The sequence below is a fragment of the Paenimyroides tangerinum genome (genome assembly GCF_003865405.1).
Lineage (GTDB): Bacteria > Bacteroidota > Bacteroidia > Flavobacteriales > Flavobacteriaceae > Flavobacterium > Flavobacterium tangerinum.
This window is the reverse complement of record NZ_RQVQ01000003.1, coordinates 82,619-102,136: the sequence shown is the minus strand read 5'-3', so window position 1 is coordinate 102,136 and position 19,518 is coordinate 82,619. Positions and strand designations below refer to the sequence as shown.

At 31.5% G+C, this 19,518-nt stretch carries 15 protein-coding genes; 3 read left to right on the top strand and 12 right to left on the bottom strand.

Features of this window, described 5'->3' with window-relative positions:
- Positions 1 to 29: 29 nt before the first annotated feature.
- From EG240_RS02010 to argS, 9 genes are all read right to left on the bottom strand, one after another.
- A complete protein-coding gene (locus EG240_RS02010; RefSeq protein WP_125016881.1) occupies positions 30 to 911 on the bottom strand; it encodes a bifunctional 5,10-methylenetetrahydrofolate dehydrogenase/5,10-methenyltetrahydrofolate cyclohydrolase in 882 nt (293 codons plus the stop codon).
- 75 nt (positions 912 to 986) lie between these two features.
- On the bottom strand, positions 987 to 2,324 hold the full coding sequence (gene ffh / locus EG240_RS02005; RefSeq protein ID WP_125016879.1) for a signal recognition particle protein: 1,338 nt from the start codon (positions 2,322 to 2,324) through the stop codon (positions 987 to 989).
- Positions 2,325 to 2,468: 144 nt separating this feature from the next.
- On the bottom strand, positions 2,469 to 3,101 hold the full coding sequence (locus EG240_RS02000; RefSeq protein ID WP_125016877.1) for an NAD(P)H-dependent oxidoreductase: 633 nt from the start codon (positions 3,099 to 3,101) through the stop codon (positions 2,469 to 2,471).
- A gap of 2 nt (positions 3,102 to 3,103) precedes the next feature.
- On the bottom strand, positions 3,104 to 3,529 hold the full coding sequence (locus EG240_RS01995) for an organic hydroperoxide resistance protein (RefSeq protein ID WP_125016875.1): 426 nt from the start codon (positions 3,527 to 3,529) through the stop codon (positions 3,104 to 3,106).
- Positions 3,526 to 3,954: a MarR family winged helix-turn-helix transcriptional regulator gene (locus tag EG240_RS01990; protein ID WP_125016873.1), complete on the bottom strand. Its 429-nt coding sequence runs from the start codon at positions 3,952 to 3,954 to the stop codon at positions 3,526 to 3,528. Before EG240_RS01990 ends, EG240_RS01995 begins: the two co-directional genes overlap by 4 nt.
- Positions 3,955 to 4,076: 122 nt before the next feature.
- Complete coding sequence (locus EG240_RS01985) at positions 4,077 to 5,756, bottom strand: MBOAT family O-acyltransferase (RefSeq protein ID WP_125016872.1); 1,680 nt, start codon at positions 5,754 to 5,756, stop codon at positions 4,077 to 4,079.
- A gap of 11 nt (positions 5,757 to 5,767) precedes the next feature.
- Positions 5,768 to 7,177 carry a LysM peptidoglycan-binding domain-containing protein gene (locus EG240_RS01980; RefSeq protein WP_125016870.1) on the bottom strand — a complete coding sequence of 470 codons (1,410 nt, stop codon included), beginning with the start codon at positions 7,175 to 7,177 and terminating at the stop codon, positions 5,768 to 5,770.
- 23 nt (positions 7,178 to 7,200) lie between these two features.
- Positions 7,201 to 8,517, bottom strand: a complete 1,317-nt coding sequence (locus tag EG240_RS01975) for a GDSL-type esterase/lipase family protein (RefSeq protein ID WP_125016868.1) — start codon at positions 8,515 to 8,517, stop codon at positions 7,201 to 7,203.
- A gap of 68 nt (positions 8,518 to 8,585) precedes the next feature.
- Positions 8,586 to 10,364 (bottom strand): arginine--tRNA ligase, encoded by a 1,779-nt coding sequence (gene argS / locus EG240_RS01970; RefSeq protein WP_125016866.1) that lies wholly within the window; start codon positions 10,362 to 10,364, stop codon positions 8,586 to 8,588.
- 203 nt (positions 10,365 to 10,567) lie between these two features.
- Here argS and EG240_RS01965 point away from each other — a divergent pair, with 203 nt between their 5' ends.
- Positions 10,568 to 12,964, top strand: coding sequence for an outer membrane beta-barrel family protein (locus EG240_RS01965; RefSeq protein ID WP_125016864.1), 2,397 nt, complete (start codon positions 10,568 to 10,570; stop codon positions 12,962 to 12,964).
- A 661-nt stretch (positions 12,965 to 13,625) separates the two neighbouring features.
- Here EG240_RS01965 and EG240_RS01960 read toward each other — a convergent pair.
- Together EG240_RS01960 and EG240_RS01955 are read right to left on the bottom strand one after the other, a co-directional pair.
- Complete coding sequence (locus EG240_RS01960) at positions 13,626 to 14,288, bottom strand: sterol desaturase family protein (RefSeq protein WP_125016862.1); 663 nt, start codon at positions 14,286 to 14,288, stop codon at positions 13,626 to 13,628.
- A 66-nt stretch (positions 14,289 to 14,354) separates the two neighbouring features.
- A complete protein-coding gene (locus tag EG240_RS01955; RefSeq protein ID WP_125016860.1) occupies positions 14,355 to 15,362 on the bottom strand; it encodes a 3-oxoacyl-ACP synthase III family protein in 1,008 nt (335 codons plus the stop codon).
- 200 nt (positions 15,363 to 15,562) lie between these two features.
- On the opposite strand from EG240_RS01955, the gene EG240_RS01950 reads away from it, so the two are divergent.
- Both EG240_RS01950 and EG240_RS01945 read left to right on the top strand, forming a co-directional pair.
- Entirely contained in the window at positions 15,563 to 17,986 is a 2,424-nt protein-coding gene (locus EG240_RS01950) for a S9 family peptidase (protein WP_125016858.1), read from the top strand.
- Between the two features lie 97 nt (positions 17,987 to 18,083).
- The gene (locus tag EG240_RS01945) at positions 18,084 to 18,554 is read left to right on the top strand and encodes a lipocalin family protein (protein ID WP_125016856.1); all 471 of its coding nucleotides are present in this window, start codon (positions 18,084 to 18,086) and stop codon (positions 18,552 to 18,554) included.
- A 12-nt stretch (positions 18,555 to 18,566) separates the two neighbouring features.
- Here EG240_RS01945 and EG240_RS01940 read toward each other — a convergent pair whose 3' ends face one another.
- On the bottom strand, positions 18,567 to 19,505 hold the full coding sequence (locus EG240_RS01940; protein WP_125016854.1) for an ABC transporter ATP-binding protein: 939 nt from the start codon (positions 19,503 to 19,505) through the stop codon (positions 18,567 to 18,569).
- Positions 19,506 to 19,518 lie beyond the last annotated feature (13 nt).

Sequence of the window (19,518 nt, the reverse complement as noted above, 5' to 3'; positions counted from 1 at the left end):
GAGATGGTTAGATATATAAAAATCGTAAATTATTTTTTTGCTTTGCGTTCTCTTGCGATTAATGTATTTTTCATTAACATTGCAATAGTCATTGGTCCAACTCCACCTGGAACTGGTGTAATCCAAGATGCCTTTTCAGCTACTTCATCAAAAGCAACATCACCTTTAATAACGTAACCTTTTGGATGATTTTCGTCGGTAACACGAGTAATTCCAACATCAACAATAACAGCTCCGTCTTTAATCATATCAGCTTTTAAAAATTCTGGAACTCCTAAAGCCGTGATAACGATATCAGCTTCACGAGTGATTTCTTCAATGTTTTGAGTTGCCGAATGCGTTAATGTAACGGTTGCATTTCCTGGATAAGCTTTACGACTCATTAATAAACTCATTGGCTTTCCAACGATATTAGAACGACCAATCACCACAACATTTTTACCTTTTGTTTCGATTTTGTTACGCTCTAATAATTGTAAAATTCCGAATGGAGTTGCAGGAATAAACGATTCTAATTCCAAAGCCATACGTCCGAAATTTTCTGGATGGAAACCATCAACATCTTTATCTGGATTAACAGCATTTAAAACCTTTTGCTCGTCGATATGTTTTGGCAAAGGCAATTGAACGATAAAACCGTCGATATCGTCATTGTCATTCAATTCGTTGATTTTAGCTAATAATTCTTCTTCCGTTGTTTCTTCAGGTAAAGAAACCAAAGTAGAATCGAAACCAACTTTTTCACAAGCTTTTACTTTACTTCCAACGTAAGTTAAACTTGCTCCGTTACTTCCTACCAAAATAGCAGCTAAATGTGGAACTTTTTCTCCACGTTCTTTGATTAAAGCTACATCAATAGCGATTTCATTTTTAATTTCTTCAGAAACTTTTTTTCCGTCTAGTAGTTGCATTCTTAATTGTGTTGTTGTTGTTTTTATATAAATGTAAAGGATTAAACTTCATTGAAATTTAATCCTCTAATATTTTTATTGCATTCCTTTCATTCCGCCCATCATTCGCATTAGGTTTTTACCTTTTGCACCTTGCATCATTTTCATCATTTTGCTCATTTGGTCGAACTGTTTAAGTAATTGATTTACTTGATTGATATCTGTTCCTGAACCTTTTGCTACACGTATTTTACGTTTTGCATCAAGCAATGTAGGTTTAGCTCTTTCTGCTGGAGTCATTGAATGGATAATAGCTTCGATATGTTTGAAAGCGTCGTCTTCAATTTCAACATCTTTTAATGCTTTTCCAACACCAGGAATCATCCCAACAAGATCTTTCATCGATCCCATTTTTTTCACTTGTTGAATTTGCGATAAGAAATCGTCAAAACCAAATTCGTTTTTAGCAATTTTCTTTTGAAGTTTACGAGCTTCTTCTTCGTCGTATTGTTCTTGAGCACGTTCTACCAAAGAGATAACGTCACCCATTCCTAAAATACGATCTGCCATACGATCTGGATAGAATACATCAATTGCATCCATCTTCTCGCCTGTTCCAATAAATTTAATCGGTTTGTTTACGATTGATTTAATAGAAATCGCAGCTCCACCACGAGTATCACCATCTAATTTTGTTAGAACAACTCCATCAAAATTTAAACGGTCGTTAAACGCTTTTGCTGTATTTACTGCATCTTGACCTGTCATTGAGTCAACCACAAATAAAGTTTCTTGAGGTTGAATTGCTGCGTGTACATTCGCAATCTCGTTCATCATTTGTTCGTCAATTGCTAAACGACCAGCTGTATCGACAATAACAACATTGAATCCATTTTGTTTTGCATAAGCGATTGCGTTTTGCGAAATCGAAACTGGATTTTTATTTTCTGGCTCTGAATAAACTTCAACACCAATTTGTTCACCAACCACGTGCAACTGATTAATCGCTGCTGGACGGTAAATATCACAAGCTACCAATAATGGCTTTTTGTTTTTCTTTGTTTTTAGGAAATTAGCTAATTTACCAGAAAAAGTAGTTTTACCTGAACCTTGTAAACCAGACATTAAAATAACCGAAGGATTTCCAGACAAGTTTACACCAGCTGCATCACCTCCCATTAATTCTGTTAATTCATCTTTAACGATTTTAACCATTAATTGCCCTGGCTGTAACGTAGTTAATACGTCTTGACCAATTGCTTTTTCTTTTACGCGAGTGGTAAAATCTTTCGCAATTTTAAAGTTAACATCGGCATCTAATAAGGCACGACGCACTTCTTTTAAAGTATCGGCAACATTTACCTCAGTAATTTTACCGTGACCCTTTAATATATGTAGAGCTTTATCTAGTTTATCACTTAAATTATCGAACATACAGTTATCTTTTTAAACTAAGCTGCAAATATATAATAATATAGCTGAAGTGTCAAATCCTTAGAAAATTAAAAATACTTTTTTTAAGAAAATCCAAAAAGAAAAAAGCTACTTCCGATTTGAAAGTAGCTTTTGGTGGATTTTCTATATTTCGATTACAAAATCAGATTTTGGATTTCGAACCTTTTTCATATTTTTCAACCAGTCATTTTGTTCATCTGAATAACCAACATACATTAACGAAACGCTTTTTAATCCTAATTCGTTTAAGTTTAAAACTTCGTCAACAACAGCATTATTAAAACCTTCTACTGGAGTTGAATCAATTTTTAATTCAGCGGCTTGAGCTAACGCCATTCCCAAAGCAATATAAGTTTGACGTGCAATATGTGCGTGATTTTCTTCTGCTGTTTGTTTCAGATAAATTTCTTTAATCATATTTGTATAACTTGAAAAACGTCCACGTTCTAATCCACGTTCATCTGTAGTTAAATCATAAATATCATCAATGCGTTTTTCAGTATAACGATCCCAAGCTGCAAAAATTAAAACGTGAGAACAATCTCTCATACATTCCGGATTTAACGAACCTGAAACCAATTTTTCTTTTACATCTTGATTTTTAACAACAATCAATTTAAATGGTTGTAATCCTGATGAAGTCGGAGCTAAACGAGCTGCTTCTACAATTTTATCAATATTTTCTTGACTTACTTTTTTTGTTGAATCATAAGCTTTAACAGCGTGTCTCCAATTCAAATCTTCTATTAAACTCATAATTATTCGTTATTAGAAACTGTTAATTTAACTTCCATATTTCCACGAGTTGCGTTTGAATACGGACAAACTGAATGTGCTTTTTCAATTAATTGTTGCGCAATTTCGATAGAAACACCTGGAATATTAGCGTGTAATTCTGCTGATAAACCAAAACCACCCGCTTCATTCTGACCGATAGCTACATTTGCAGTTACGCTTGTCATACCTGTTTTGATTTTTTCCATTTTGATAATCATATTCAATGCGCTGTCAAAACAAGCAGCATAACCTCCAGCAAATAACATTTCTGGATTTAAAAAATCATCATTTAAGCCACCTAAAGCTTTAGGCATTTTTACATCAATGTTTAAAACTCCATTTTCAGAAGTTACTTTTCCGTTTCTTCCTCCGGTTGCAGTTGCTGCAGTTGTATATAATGTTTTCATTTTTCTATGGTATTAAAAATTTTATTTATAATTGTTTTGAATTGTAAAATCTCTTCAGGTGATAATTGAACTTTTTCCATTAACTGAACTGGAATGCAAACGGCATCTTCTTCTAAAGCAATTCCTTTTTCAGTCAAAGAAACATCAACAATTCGTTCGTCTTGTTTTGAACGTTCACGTTTAACAATTTGTTTCGCTTCTAATCGTTTTAATAAAGGCGTCAATGTTCCACTATCTAATCGTAGTATTTTACCTATTTCGCAAACATTTAATTTTTGATGTTCCCACAAAACCATCAAAACCAAATATTGTGGATAAGTTAAATCTAACTTTTCTAAAAGTGGTCTGTATTGATTTGTGATTTCCTTTGATAAAGCATAAATCGGGAAACACAATTGATTTGATATTTTCAGTAAATCTTCCATTTCTATTTTTTACATTACAAATGTAACTTACAAAATTAAATTGTGCACAATTTAATTTTATAAAACTTTGTTAATCTTTTTTCAAAAAAAAAACCACCTAAAAAAATTAAGTGGTTCTATTTTTAAAACTGAAAATAAATAAACGGTTGTGGTCCTTCTTGTGCGGTTGCGAAAACCAACCAATAAACCAATGCCAAAATAATTGCTTTTCCGACAAGTGGCATAACAATAAAAATATGCTGAACTTTTTTCATCCAAGCTTCTGGAATAAAATGCCAAACCAATCCGAATAACATAACCAAGAAAACATTTGTGTAACCTTGATAAATAATAAACCATTGATTGAAATCGAAAGTTAGATTTCCAATATTTTTGATAATATCTAATGCTGTTGGAAAATCTTTTGCTCGGAAAAATATCCAACAAAAGGTTACAAAATTGAAAGTCAGAATCACAGCAAAAACATTCCAAACTGATTTCAACGGTGACTTTTTATCGTTATCTGGAAAATAATCTAAAAATAGTTTATGAACTGCTAAAGCTCCTCCGTGTAACGCTCCCCAAACAATAAATCGTAAACTTGCACCGTGCCACAATCCACCTAATAACATTGTTGTCATTAAATTGACATCGGTAAACATCGTTTTCTTTTTGTCTTTTGCGAATAAAAATGAAATACAAAACACTAAAAACGAACCAGAAGCGATAATTAAAGGTACATAAGAAGTTTGATACATATAAATTCCCCATCCAAATAAAGCAACGAAAAACAACACTGGAAATAAGAATCCAGCAAAAGTACCTTTACGGTTTCCTCCTACGGAAATATATAAGAAATCTTTTAACCAAGTTGACAACGAAATATGCCAACGACGCCAAAATTCGGTAATCGATTTGGATTGATATGGTGTTCTAAAATTGGTTGGCAATTTGAATCCTAACAACAACGCAATCCCGATTGCCATATCTGAATATCCAGAAAAATCACAATAAATTTGAATTGCGTATCCATAGGAAGCCATTAAATTTTCGAACGGTGTGTATGCGTTTGGTAAATCGTAAACGCGGTCAACAAAATTGGAAGAAATATAATCTGAAATGACTACTTTTTTTATCAAACCTCCGATAATCAAAAGCATTCCATAATTCATATCTTCTTTTGTGATTTTAAGCTCAGTATAAATCTGAGATAAAAAATCTTTTGCACGTACAATCGGACCAGCAACTAATTGTGGAAAGAATGAAATAAAGAATAAGTAATCGATATAATTTTTGGTTGGTTTAATTTCTTTACGATAAATTTCAATCACATAACTAATCGATTGAAACGTAAAAAACGAAATCCCAACAGGTAAACCAATTTTCTGAAATTCGATATATGATTCGCTCACCGTGTTGATTGAATCAATAAAGAAATTCATATATTTAAAATAGCCAAGCAATCCTAAATTTACAATTACGCTCAAAGAAACAATCACCTTTTGGGTGGTTTCAGATTTGGAATAATACATCCGTTTGGTTACAATATAATCAAACAAAGACGAAATCAAAATCAACAAAACAAATGCGCCACTCGATAAATAATAAAAGAATAACGAGAAGCAAATTACATATAATAAACGAGGATAAAACGTCTTTCTGAGTGAAATATAAATCGCATAAAACACCAAAAACATTGCAAAAAAACGAGCTGTGTTAAACAACATCGGTTCGGCTGGGTTGAAAGTAAACCAAGAACCGACAGTTTCTGCATTAAAAAATTCCAATTGTGGAATAATGTGTTGGTCAAACCAATTTTTCATATAGTAAAAAACTACTTGTTAGAAATATAATTTTGGTACGCGTTTAAAAGTGCTTCAGCTAATATTTTCCCTTGTTGTTCATATCCTTCTTTGGTGTAATGAACTTCATCTTTCGCTAAAAAACCTTTTTGTTTATTAATTTTCACACCATTTTCTCCACCAAAAGCTTGGTACATATCAAAAACGGCAAAGGTTTTATTTGTATTTGCAAATTCAATAATTCCCTTTGTATATTCTGCGATAAAGGTATTTTCGAAACGTTTGTGCAAAGTAGAAGGCGGCGGCGTTGTTACTAAAATTGCAGTATTTGGGTTAGTTTGTTTTACTTTCGAAACAAAGATTTGCAAATTGACCATATAATCAGCTACAATAAGTCGGTCAAAAGATTCATTGGTTCCTAAACTTACAATTATCAAATTTGGATTTAAAATTTGTAATTGGTCAAAAAACATATCAAATTGATTGTAATCAGAAAGCTTGGCGCCGTTTACTCCAATTCCGCTAAAAGTGATTCCAGATTGATTATTTTCTAAAAGCAAACCACTTAACTTATAATCTGATTTAGATTCGTTTGCAATCAAATAAAATTCATCTATTGCTTTTGGTGAATTATAAGAAAATGATTTATCATCAAAAGTCAAATCAACTAAATCAAAATTTGGAATAGAAACTTCTGATTCAATCTCTTTTTCTTCTCCAACTTTTAATGATTTTCCAATTGCTAATTTATTCGATTTTAAACCATTTGATTTTTTTATAAAATCAACAGAAACTCCATATTTTCTAGAAATACTAGATAACGTTTCTCCTTTTTTAACTTTATGATTTTTTGCTTTAATGGTTTGCTTTTCTAAAGAAATTCGATTTCCATTTGCAAATCCAACATTAAAAAAACGTTCCTTATTTGGAGTAATTATTTTTATGGAGTTCGGATAATCTTGCTCATTTTTTATATCAACTTCAATAACCGCATTTCTATTTGATGTAGAAATGGTATAACCTGAAATTCCTATTGGATTTTCATCTGCTGGACGTACATTTCGACTTGAAGAAAAATTAGCATTCGACTTAAAATTGACTTTAGAAGTTCCATTCGTTTTTACTAATCGATGAGGAAAAATAAAACCCAAACCAGCGTTTCCGAATTTTTGTTGAAAAATATCCTTAATAAAAACGCTTGAAAAATCAGCTTGAATGTGCGAATCTCCAATCTGAACCATTCGAACTTTTCCTTCTTTTTTAGTTTCTAAACTTTGTAATTGTTTGAAAAAAGGAAACAAAACTTCTGGATTTAGAATTTCAAGAGGATTTGATTTTTCAATAGAAATCGTATCTGACGTAGAAACATTATCAGAAGACTGAGCAAAAGTGGTTTGACCAAATAGAAAAACAAATAAGCTTATTGATAGTAAATATCGCATTTCAAAAGTGATTTAGGTGGTTATTATTTGTTTGATTGTTTTTTATATTCATCATAACCAAACATAATTTTGTCATAAATCAAATCAGAAACTACTTTAGCTCCACGGAAATTAAAATGTGTATAATCTTTATTCGCTTTCTTTGGTTCTTCGTCAGCCCATTTTATCATCGAACCTTCACCACCCATCAATTGAAATAAATTGACAAATGTTGCATTTGATTGCTTGGCATAATTCAATTGTGCTCTCATTAAAGGAATAACAGCAGAATCTGTTTGCATTTTAGAATCATATTTCGTTGATTTATCTGCAATCGAAATAATCAAAATCGGAACGTTTGGTATCGCTTCTTGTAAATGTGCCAAAACTTTTTTCATCTTATTTTCGTACCAAGTAAAGTTTTTTGAACCGTAACCCAAAACGTTAGTTCCATATTGAAGTACAATCAAATCATATTGTAAATCTTTATTAAAACTAGACAAAACTGCAGGCTTAATACTTGTAATAGGTAATCCAGAATTCCCTCTGTTTGAAAAATTATCTACATAAACCCCTGTTTTTCCAGAAAAATCAACTCCAAAAATTGGAACATTACCAGCGTTTTTAAAATCTAATTTCAGCTTCTGGCTCGAACTTCCTAAAGTCAATTCATTAACCATCTGACTAGGTTTCAAATCTTTATAAAGCGTATCTTTTCCTCTAATTACAAGAACTTGACCGTTATTAGATTCTGATTTCCCATAGAAAAGCGTTGGATTATTTAATTCGGTTAAGTGTTTGATTTTTGAAGCTTCAAAACTTACCCAATTGGTTGCAGCTGTATCTTTAGGAAAGAAAACATTTCCGCTAATTCCAAATGAAGTAGAAAGATTCTTGGTATTTACAAACGAATACGACTTCCATTTTTTGGAAAATTGTTGTTTGATAGTTATTCTTGAAGCAGCCGATTCGGAAGTTACATTAACAAAACCTACTCCTTCTCCACCAAAACGATCTTGAAAATTACTTCTAAAATCTTGAACAATCATATCACCATCGTTCATTGAATCACCAAAAAAAGCAATACGAATTTTGTCGTTATTACCATTCTCAATTTGAAGTAACTTTTCGTAAAAAGAAACTAGATGTTGGTAACCTACATAATCGGATTCATTAAAATCTACAAATTGATTATCATCTTGTAGAGTATCATTATTAATAGCGTTTGAATCTTCTTCCGCAAGTGCTTCGAGCATTAAACTATCTACAACAATATTTTTCATAGTTGTATCAGCAACAGGAAAAAGCTTCGTTGGCAAAAATGGTTTAATAAAAACAAATGCAATTATAGATAAAATCATAATTGCAAATGTTTGAATAAAATAATTCTTATTTTGATTCACTTTATTATATAAATAAAATCCGGAAATTACATTCTATTCGGAACTTCGATTCCCAATAATTGGAACGCGTTCTTAACAGTTTGTGCTACTTTGTTAGATAATTGAACACGGAAAATTTTCTTAGTTTGATCTTCTTCTCCAAGAATTGAAACCGATTGGTAGAATGAATTGTATTCTTTTACCAAATCATACGTGTAATTTGCGATTAATGCTGGACTAAAAGATTTAGCCGCTTGCTGAATTACCTCAGGGAATTGAGCTACTATTTTCAACAACTCTTTTTCTTTTTCGTGTAATTCGGCAACCTCAACATTTACGTTATAATCAAAATCTGCTTTACGCAAAATAGACTGAATACGCGCGTAAGTATATTGAATAAACGGACCTGTATTTCCGTTAAAATCTACAGATTCTTTCGGATCAAATAAGATTCGTTTTTTAGGGTCAACTTTTAAGATGTAATATTTCAAAGCTCCCAAACCAATAATTCGATATAATTCTGCTTTTTCAGTATCAGAATATCCGTCTAATTTACCTAATTCTTCAGAAATTTCACGAGCTGTTTTTGTCATATCAGCCATTAAATCATCAGCATCTACAACAGTTCCTTCACGAGATTTCATTTTTCCTGATGGTAAATCAACCATTCCGTAAGATAAATGGAATAAGTTTTCTGCCCAATCAAATCCTAATTTCTTTAAAATTAAGAACAATACTTTAAAGTGATAATCTTGCTCATTTCCAACAGTATAAACCATTCCGTCAACATCTGGAAAATCTTTTACACGCTGAATTGCTGTACCGATATCTTGCGTCATATAAACAGAAGTTCCGTCAGAACGAAGAACCAATTTCTCATCTAATCCATCTTGAGTTAAATCAATCCAAACCGAACCATCTTCTTTTTTATAGAAAACACCTTTTGCTAAACCATCTTCAACAACGTCTTTTCCTAATAAATAGGTGTTACTTTCGTAATAATTGCAATCAAAATCAACACCGATATTTTTGTAAGAAACCTCAAATCCTTCGTAAACCCAACCGTTCATCTTTTTCCAAAGCGAAACCACTTTTTCATCACCAGCTTCCCATTTACGTAACATTTCTTGCGCTTCTAACATTAAAGGCGCTTGTTTTTTCGCTTCGTCTTCCGTTTTACCTTCAGCAATTAAAGTGTTGATTTCTTCTTTATAAGCTTTATCAAAAGCTACATAATAGTTACCAACTAATTTATCTCCTTTTAAACCTGTTGATTGAGGAGTTTCTCCGTTTCCGAATTTTTCCCAAGCCAACATTGATTTACAAATATGAATTCCACGGTCGTTAATTACCTGAGTTTTATAAACTTTTTTTCCCGAAGCTTTAATGATTTGTGCAACCGAATATCCTAAAAGTACGTTACGAACGTGACCTAAATGCAATGGTTTGTTTGTGTTAGGTGAAGCATATTCGACCATAACAGCTTTTCCGTTTGCATCTGGTTGTACAAAACCAAATTCATCGTTTTGTTTTATTTCTGAAAACTGATTTGTATAAAAAGAATCTGCAATTACAATATTTAAGAAACCTGCAACTACATTAAATTTAGAAACTACCTCAACATTTTCTACTAAATAGTTTCCGATTTTAGTTCCAATCTCAACCGGATTTCCTTTAATTAATTTTAATAAAGGAAAAATAACAACGGTAACATCACCTTCAAAATCTTTACGAGTTGCCTGAAATTCAACCTTTTCAAAAGAAACTTCAAACAAACTTTGAACAGCTTGCTGTATATATGGAGTTAAAATATTTTGTAACGACATTTTATATTTTTTTAAGAGTGCAAAGATACATTTTTTACACTCAAAATTATACAGAAAAAGTAGTAAGAAATTTCGATAAAAAAAAATTAAAAAAAAAATCATTTTAACTGTAACAAAGAAATCAATTCATCTACTAATTGATAAATGCAATCAAAAACGCTTTGCTATTGTGTAATACAAAGTAATATGTAAAACAATCAACCATGAAAACAAAATTATTTTTCTTCTGTTCCTTTTTATATTCAGGTATAATGATGGCGCAAAATCCAGGAACCGTTACTGGGATATTAAAAGACGAAAATAGCAAAGAAGCTATAAGTTACGCTTCAATTTCTATTAAAGATGGAGATCAAATCATAACAGGTGATTTATCTGATGATGAAGGAAAATTTACCATAAAAAATATTCCTTTGAAAACTACCGAAGTAATCGTTGAATACATTGGATTCAAAACTTATACAACGACTATTACATTATCTGACAGTAATAAAAAAATCGATTTAGGTACAATTTTATTACATCCGGATTCAGAAATGCTTGAAGGAATTGTTATCAACGCAGAACGTTCGGTTACAGAACAATTGGTTGACAGAAAAGTAATTCATGTTGGAAAAGATTTATCAACTGCAGGTGCAACTGCTTCTGAGATCATGAATAACATTCCGTCTGTGAACGTTGATCAGGATGGTAATATTTCGATGCGTGGAAATGAAAACGTTCGTGTTTTAATAGATGGAAAACCAACGCAAATGGATCCAAAAACATTGCTAAAACAAATTCCTTCAAACTCAATTGATAAAATTGAATTGATTACAAATCCTTCGGCTAAATATAATCCAGAAGGAATGTCAGGAATGATTAATATCGTTTTGAAGAAAAATATGCAAGACGGTTTTAACGGAAGTTATAACGGAAACATCACTTTTGCAAAAGTTCCAAAATTCAATCAAGGGATTGATTTAAACTTAAGAAAAGGAAAAATAAATGTTTTCGGTAATTACAATTACAACGATAGTGAAACATACAATTGGGGAGAAATCACACAATTAGACGATAATAGCCAACAGTTATTTGATATTGTAAACAAAAATAAAATCCATACATTCAAAGTAGGTTTTGATGTTTACGCAAACGATAAAAATACGTTGTCATTCTATACAAACCAAACGTACGCAGATGGAGTTGGAACGGTAGATAACAGGATTTTATATCCAACAAATACAGCATTTTATCAAACGGATAGATATTCAGGAGATGATAAAACTCAAGTTTATAATGCAGCTTGGAAAAAATTATTCGCAAAAACAGGTCAAGTTTTAGATCTTGAAGTAAATTATAACACAACAAAACAAAAACAAGGTGGTGAATTTGCGATTATTGGAAATCCAAATAATCAATATAGTGATATTAGTGACAATACAGTAAATGCAGTTCAAGCAAATTTAGATTACATCCATCCGATTGGAGAAAAGTCGAAATTAGAAGTTGGAGCAGAATATCGCGAAACGAATATTGATAATACATACGACACAACAAACATCATTGCAAACAAAACGGATTTTACGTATGACGTGAGTATTGCATCTGCTTACGCAACTTTCGGAACAAAATACGAAAAATGGGGTTATCAATTGGGAGCACGTATAGAAAAATATGATGTAAATGCAAATTACACAATTTCAAATAATAAAGATAAATTCAAAGATGATTATTTAAATATTTATCCATCGGCATTTTTAAGCTATACGCCTACCCAAACTGATTTCTTTCAATTAAGCGCAAGTCGTCGAGTGGATCGTCCGAATGTTTGGCAAACACGTCCGATTCGTGATTATAGTACACCAAGAGTTATCCAAGTTGGAAATCCAGAATTACAGCCACAGTTTACAAATTCATTAGAATTTAATTATACAAAAATCTTAGGTGTTAAAGGAAGTATTTCTGCCGGGGCTTATTACCGTGTGATTAGTGATCCGATTGAAAGAACATTTTTCTTAGACACTTCAACTCCAGAAGCAATTGCAGAAAACAAAATGATTATGAGTTACGGCAACTTTGATCAATCTTCTGCATACGGAGGAGAAATCTCTGCAAATTACAAATTGAATAAATGGTGGGATATTCAGCCAAGTGTGGAATATTATTTCAGAAATCAAAAAGGAATTGTTTCTGTTTTAGACCAAAATACAGGACTAGAAAAATTTGAGAACAGAGAAATTGACAACGGTGTTTTCAATGCGAGATTGAACAATAATTTCAAAATTACACAAAATTTCCGTGCTTCATTATTCGGATTCTATCGTGGAGATTCAAAAGGAATCAATGCAGAAATGAAAGCAATGTATAAAATTGATGCCGGATTACGTTATTCGTTCTGGGAAAACACAGGAAGTTTAAGTGTTCGTTTCAACGATGTTTTCAATACAATGAAAGCTGCATTTATCGGAGATTCGCCATACCGTCAAAAAGGAGAATTTACTTGGGAAAGTCAGTCCGTGTTTGTTGGTTTTAATTATATGTTCGGAACGGCAAAAAACAGAGCTGCTCAACGTAAACAAAGAGATAATAACGAAGTACAAAAATCAGGAGGTTTCTTTTAATATATTTTGAATTAGTTAGCAAAGAACTATTATTAAAACCCCGAAAAAATGCTTAAAATCTGCAAAAATTAAGCACATTAAATCCAATTGAAAGAGCTCGTTTTCACGAGCTCTTTTTTGTATCATAATTTAAAATATCGTTTATTATAGCCTTTAATATTAATTAGAAAAATACCTATTGGATAAAAAAAAGATGCTAAAACAAGTGCGGTTTTCTCAATAATTGATTTTGGTAATTGCATTACACACTTAATCAAAATGGAATAGTTTATAATTATAGATAGAAAAATAAAAATAGAAGTTATAACAAACATTCCATAATAAAATGAAGCTAATAAAATTCGTACAAAAAATGAAACTGATAAAAAAATGATTATTAAATCTAATACCAAAATTACAAGTGTTATTTTATTGAAATTCCTGATTCGATTAGCCCAAATATAATTCGAATAATAATTATTGAAAATGATATTTGAAATTAATATCAACCAAATTACTTGAATTATTAGATTAATAATCAACCAATCTTCAAATCCTGAAAATTCAAAAACTAACAAACTAATTAAAAAAAGGGTAATAAATAAAATTTTCATTACTAGAAATTTTAATATCCATAAATATATAAAAAATCCTCAGAAGCAACCGCCTTGAGGATTTCGTATTATTTATCAAACATTAAATCTTTTACTTTTTCTTTATTTACTTTTTCTTTTTTCACATCGAACATCGTTCCGAAAACGCGGTCCCAAAACGTATTACTCACTCCAAAACCAAGTTCCTCATCTTTGTAATGATGCAAATGATGATTGTCCCAAAGTGGTTTCATAAATTTAAAAGGCGGCGCTATTGCATGAATCAAATAATGCATAGATGCATACAACAAATATCCAATCATAAAACCAGGAAAAAAAGCAAAGACATAATTTCCAATAATCAAATATTGAATTCCGAACAACAAACTTGCTAAAATTAAACTTGGAATTGGAGGCATAAACAGCCGTTGTTTATCTCTTGGAAAGTGATGGTGATTACCGTGAAATATATAAACAATCCGTTCGAGTTTTGGATTTTCTGTCATAAAATGAAAAATATAACGATGCGCAATATATTCAAAAAATGTCCAAAAAAGTAATGCTCCAAAAAAGATTGAAACCATCTGTAAAACAGAAAATCCTACAGAAATGTATGCGTAATACAAACTGTAGGATAATATTGGAATGTACATCGCCCAAATTACGGCTGGATATCCTTTTGTAAGATTTTCTAAAAACTTATTTTCAAAGATTTGAGCTTGACCTTTGTTGTGTATTTTTTCAAATTTCATACAATATAAATTTAGTTTCTTAAAATTAAGAAAAAAATCATTGTATTTTAAAAAAATTAAGAAAAATCACCAACGAATAATAGCACTTGCCCAAGTGAAACCACTACCAAATGCAGCTAAGACAACTAAATCGCCTTCTTTAATTTTACCTTGCTCCCAAGCTTCGGTTAATGCAATTGGAATTGAAGCTGCTGTCGTATTTCCGTATTTTTGAATGTTGTTATATACTTGATCATCTGTCAATTTAAACTTGTTTTGAATAAACTGAGAAATTCTCAAATTCGCTTGATGTGGAACCAACATATTGATATCAGAAACTTGTAAATTATTTGCTTCTAAACCTTCGTTGATAACTTCACTAAAACGAACCACTGCATTTTTAAATACAAATTGCCCATTCATATAAGGGAAATAAGATTCATCATCAGGATTATCATCCTTTAAAATATCTGTGACCCAACGTTTACCCATTCCTGGCGCAATCAAGGCAAGTTCTTCTGCGTGCTGACCTTCAGAATGCAAATGTGTTGACAAAACTCCTTTAGTTGTATCTTCTTCTCTTGATAAGATCGCTGCTCCTGCTCCGTCTCCAAAAATCACAGAAACACCTCGACCTCGAGTTGTCATATCCAATCCTTTTGAATGAACTTCTGAACCAATAATCAGAATGTTTTTATACATTCCAGTTTTGATATATTGATCTGCAATAGATAGCGCATAAATAAATCCAGAACATTGATTACGAATATCTAACGCTCCAACAGTTCGTAAACCTAATTCTTTTTGAATCATTACACCTGGACCTGGAAAATAATAATCTGGACTCAAAGTAGCAAAAACGACAAAATCAATATCTTGAGGATCAATTTTAGCACGTTCAATAGCAATTTTCGCAGCTTTAATAGCCATTCCAGAAGTAGTATCTTCTTCTAAGGCAACGTGTCTTCTTTCTTGAATTCCAGTACGTTCTTGAATCCACTCATCGTTTGTTTCAATTAACTTAGATAAGTCATCATTAGTTACAACATTCTCAGGAACATAATATCCTAATCCAGTAATTTTTGAATGATACATGTTTATATTTTTATATTAATATTTTAGTCATTTTAAGCTGTCAAATTTACAATAAATACTTCATTGAAAAACAGTTAAAAAATTGGATTTAACATTTTTGAAAAAGTTTTTCGTAAATATTCGCAATTAACGCGTCGTTTTTTGGCTATTTATTGATTATCAACTAAATTAGCATTTTATCCGTTAACTATAAAAATATAATGAGGAAATATTACAAAACATTATTAGCCCTAATCATTGGAACAACAACTATGTTTGCACAAGAGAATGTTACGTACCAAAAACCATCAAAAGAAATTTTACAACTTGCCGATTTCGAAAGAGCGCCATCTGTATCGATGGATTCAAAAAAAGAATTAATGCTTTTGACTTATCGAAATACCTATAAAAACTTAAACGACTTAAACCAAGACGAATTGCGTTTGGGTGGTTTACGTATCAATCCAAATACAAATATTAGCAGTACAGCGACTTTTATCAACAACATTAAATTGAAAAAAGTTACTGACAAACAAGAAACACAAGTTAAAGGCTTGCCTGTTGACGCTAATATCAGTAATTTGAGTTGGTCTCCAGACGAAACAAAAATCGCATTTACAAACACAACAAATTCAGGAAATGAACTATGGATTCTAGATATTAAAACAGCAACTGCAACGAAATTGACAGATGCAGTTTTAAATGCTAATTTAGGAAATCCGATTACTTGGTTTAAAGACAATCAAAACCTAATGATTAAAGTTTTACCTGAAAACAGAAAAGCTTTAATTGATCCTGCAAAAGATATTCCGACTGGTCCAATTGTTTCAGTTAGTGAATCAGGGACGGTTTCTCAAAACAGAACGTACCAAGATTTATTAAAAAACAAAACAGACGAAGCAAATTTTGAAAACATTGTTACTTCTGAATTGTACAAAATCGATTTAAAAGGAAACAAAACGCTTTTCAAAAAAGGTGATATGTTTGTTGGTGAAACTTTTTCTCCAGACGGAAATTATATTATGTTAACTGTTTTGGAAAAACCTTTTTCATACATCGTTCCATTAAATCGTTTTCCAATGAAAACAATAGTTTACGATGCGAATGGAAAAGAAATTAAAGTAGTAAACGAATCTCCAATTAATGAAATAATGCCAAAAGGTTTTATGGCTGTTAAAACAGGAAAAAGAAGTTTATCTTGGCGTGCAGATCAACCTGCATCTTTATTTTTCGTTGAAGCTTTAGACGGCGGAGATCCAGCAAACAAGGTTAAATTTAGAGATGAATTATTTACTTGGGAAGCACCATTTACAAAAAATCCTGAATCGTTAACTAAAACTCCACAACGCTTCGGTGGAATTTCTTGGGGAGATGACCAAACAGCAATTGTTTACGACCAATGGTATGACACACGAAATGAAAAAACATATTTATTTAATCCTTCAAAAAAAGATGGTTTAAAAACAATTTGGGATCGTAATTCGCAAGATATTTATTCTGATCCAGGTGATTTCCAAACTACAAAAAATAAATTCGGAAGACATACTTTACAAATTGAAAACGACCAATTGGTTTTAGTTGGTGAAGGTCATACTGCAAAAGGTCAGTTTCCTTTTATCGATGTTTTGGATTTGAAAACTTTAAAAACGAAACGTTTATACCAATCGAATTTTACTGATAAAATCGAATCGATTTCTTCGATTGTTGATTTCGACAAAGGAAATATTTTGGTAAACATTCAATCAAAAAATGATTATCCGAATTATTATTTCAGAAACATCAAAAAGAAAAACGATATAAAACAGATTACATTTAACGAGAATCCGTTTGTAAGCATTAAAGATGTTCATAAAGAAGTAATCAAATACAAACGTAAAGATGGAGTTGAACTTTCAGGAACTTTATATTTACCAGCAAATTACGATCGCAAAAATAAAACAGAGAAATTACCTTTATTAATTTGGGCTTATCCAGCGGAATATAAAGACAAAAACAGTGCAGGACAAAGTTCAGCAAATCCAAACGAATTTACGTTCCCGTATTACGGTTCGTTCGTTTATTGGGCAGCGAAAGGTTATGCAGTTTTGGACGATGCCGCTTTCCCAATTATCGGAGAAGGTGAAACAGAACCTAATGATACATTTATTGAGCAGTTGGTTGACAATGCAGCAGCAGCGATTGATGCCGTTGATAAATTAGGTTATATCGACAGAACAAAAGTTGGAGTTGGAGGACATTCATACGGAGCATTTATGACAGCAAATTTACTTTCACATTCAGATTTATTTGCTTGTGGAATTGCAAGAAGTGGCGCTTACAACAGAACATTAACTCCATTTGGTTTTCAACGTGAACAACGTAATTATTGGGAAGTTCCTGGTGTTTATAACACGATGTCTCCTTTTATGAATGCTGAGAAAATGAAAACTCCAATGTTATTAGTTCACGGAGAAGCAGATAATAATCCTGGAACATTTACTTTACAAACAGAGCGTTATTTTCAAGCTTTAAAAGGATTAGGAGCTCCAGTTCGAATGGTTTTACTTCCAAAAGAAAGTCACAGTTATGTTGCTAAAGAAAACATTCTTCACCTACTTTGGGAACAAGAGCAATTCTTGGATGAACATTTAAAAAATAAAAAATAATATCTTTTCTAAAAGAGTTCGATTTTATCGAGCTCTTTTTTATTTTTTTATTTCATAAAAAAATGTACTTTTATACCATAATTAACAAATAAAAAAAATGAAAAAGATTATTTTAGGAATCACAACAATAGCTTGTTTAGCTATTGCTTCTTGTTCTAGTGACGACAATTCGACTCAGGACAATCCAGTTGTGGAATCTCCATCTAAAAAGTTCGAAGGTAAATGGAAAATGGTTACCGGCATAGTTATTTACAATGGTCAAACTCAAACACAAGATTTAAAACCTGGTGATTGCGACTATGATTTTTATGATTTAAAATCAAACGGTTCAAAAGATGAAGTTTACCATGAAACTGAAAACAATTGTACAGAAACAAATTGGGTTGGTACTTGGAATTATAATGCCGACGAAAATACGATTACAGCTATAGATTCAGATGACAACTATACAGTTGTTTTTGAAATTATAGAATTTTCAACAAACACTATGAAAGTTAAACTAATTGAAGATGATGGTGTAAATCCAGAAGATTCCGGTTTTGAAATTTATTCTATTTTACAGAGATAAAAAAAATCTGACTTAGGTCAGATTTTTTATTTTAAATTTAATTTTGCCAAAGTAATCCTTTTCAGCATTTACAAAAAGTTCACTTTCACAAAATTTCACTTTCAACAGAAATCCATTCCCTTTAAAATACGATTTAACAACCTGAGCTTCAAAACCATCATAAGAAATTATAATCTGATGCGGTCGTAGAAACAAAACATTTCCATCTGATTTTCCAAAATAAGCAGTCGGAATAACATTTATATCACCTGTAAGACGAGCGATATATTCCGTTTTAGGAAAATTGTAGATTTGATTTGGAGTTGCTTTTTCAATCAAATTTCCATTTTGCATTACGATAATTTCATCTGAAAACATCAAAGCTTCATCTGGAGTATGCGAAGTAAACAAAACGGTAATTCCTTTTTTCTTACAATAATCAAACAGATGACGACTGATTCTATTTTTCTGAAAAGAATCGATGTGACTAAAAGGTTCATCAAGCAACAAAACTTCTGGTTCTAAAGCTAAAACACGAGCCAAAGCCACACGCTGCATCTGGCCACCGCTTAACAACTTAGCTTTTACATTTGCAAATTCAGTCATTTCAACCAATTCTAAAAGTTCGTTTACACGATTGGCTTTTTCTTTTAAATAAAAATTCGAAAGAAAACGACCAACATTTTCAGCTACTGAAACATACGGCATCAAATCAAAATCTTGAGCTAAATATTTCATATAATCCATACCAGGAACCAAATGGAATTTAGGTCCTAAAATCTGTTTTTTATTCCAAAACAATTCACCTGAATCAGCATCTAAAAGTCCATAAATCAATTTCAATAAAGTTGATTTTCCTGAACCACTTGCTCCGATGATTGAAATAACTTGTCCTTTTTCTACAGAAAAACTAACCTTATTTACTACAGAATCATTTCCATACGAAAATGACAATTGTTTAATTTCTAACATAAATCTAAAAAAG

Bases quoted from the DNA above. Each gene is read 5' to 3' on its own strand.
- EG240_RS01990 (WP_125016873.1), bottom strand. From the start codon at position 3,954: ATGGAAGATTTACTGAAAATATCAAATCAATTGTGTTTCCCGATTTAT.
- EG240_RS01965 (WP_125016864.1), top strand. From the start codon at position 10,568: ATGAAAACAAAATTATTTTTCTTCTGTTCCTTTTTATATTCAGGTATA.
- EG240_RS01945 (WP_125016856.1), top strand. From the start codon at position 18,084: ATGAAAAAGATTATTTTAGGAATCACAACAATAGCTTGTTTAGCTATT.
- EG240_RS01940 (WP_125016854.1), bottom strand. From the start codon at position 19,505: ATGTTAGAAATTAAACAATTGTCATTTTCGTATGGAAATGATTCTGTA.
- EG240_RS01960 (WP_125016862.1), bottom strand. From the start codon at position 14,288: ATGAAATTTGAAAAAATACACAACAAAGGTCAAGCTCAAATCTTTGAA.
- EG240_RS01995 (WP_125016875.1), bottom strand. From the start codon at position 3,529: ATGAAAACATTATATACAACTGCAGCAACTGCAACCGGAGGAAGAAAC.
- EG240_RS01975 (WP_125016868.1), bottom strand. From the start codon at position 8,517: ATGATTTTATCTATAATTGCATTTGTTTTTATTAAACCATTTTTGCCA.
- EG240_RS02010 (WP_125016881.1), bottom strand. From the start codon at position 911: ATGCAACTACTAGACGGAAAAAAAGTTTCTGAAGAAATTAAAAATGAA.
- EG240_RS01985 (WP_125016872.1), bottom strand. From the start codon at position 5,756: ATGAAAAATTGGTTTGACCAACACATTATTCCACAATTGGAATTTTTT.
- EG240_RS01955 (WP_125016860.1), bottom strand. From the start codon at position 15,362: ATGTATCATTCAAAAATTACTGGATTAGGATATTATGTTCCTGAGAAT.
- EG240_RS01980 (WP_125016870.1), bottom strand. From the start codon at position 7,177: ATGCGATATTTACTATCAATAAGCTTATTTGTTTTTCTATTTGGTCAA.
- ffh (WP_125016879.1), bottom strand. From the start codon at position 2,324: ATGTTCGATAATTTAAGTGATAAACTAGATAAAGCTCTACATATATTA.
- EG240_RS02000 (WP_125016877.1), bottom strand. From the start codon at position 3,101: ATGAGTTTAATAGAAGATTTGAATTGGAGACACGCTGTTAAAGCTTAT.
- EG240_RS01950 (WP_125016858.1), top strand. From the start codon at position 15,563: ATGAGGAAATATTACAAAACATTATTAGCCCTAATCATTGGAACAACA.
- argS (WP_125016866.1), bottom strand. From the start codon at position 10,364: ATGTCGTTACAAAATATTTTAACTCCATATATACAGCAAGCTGTTCAA.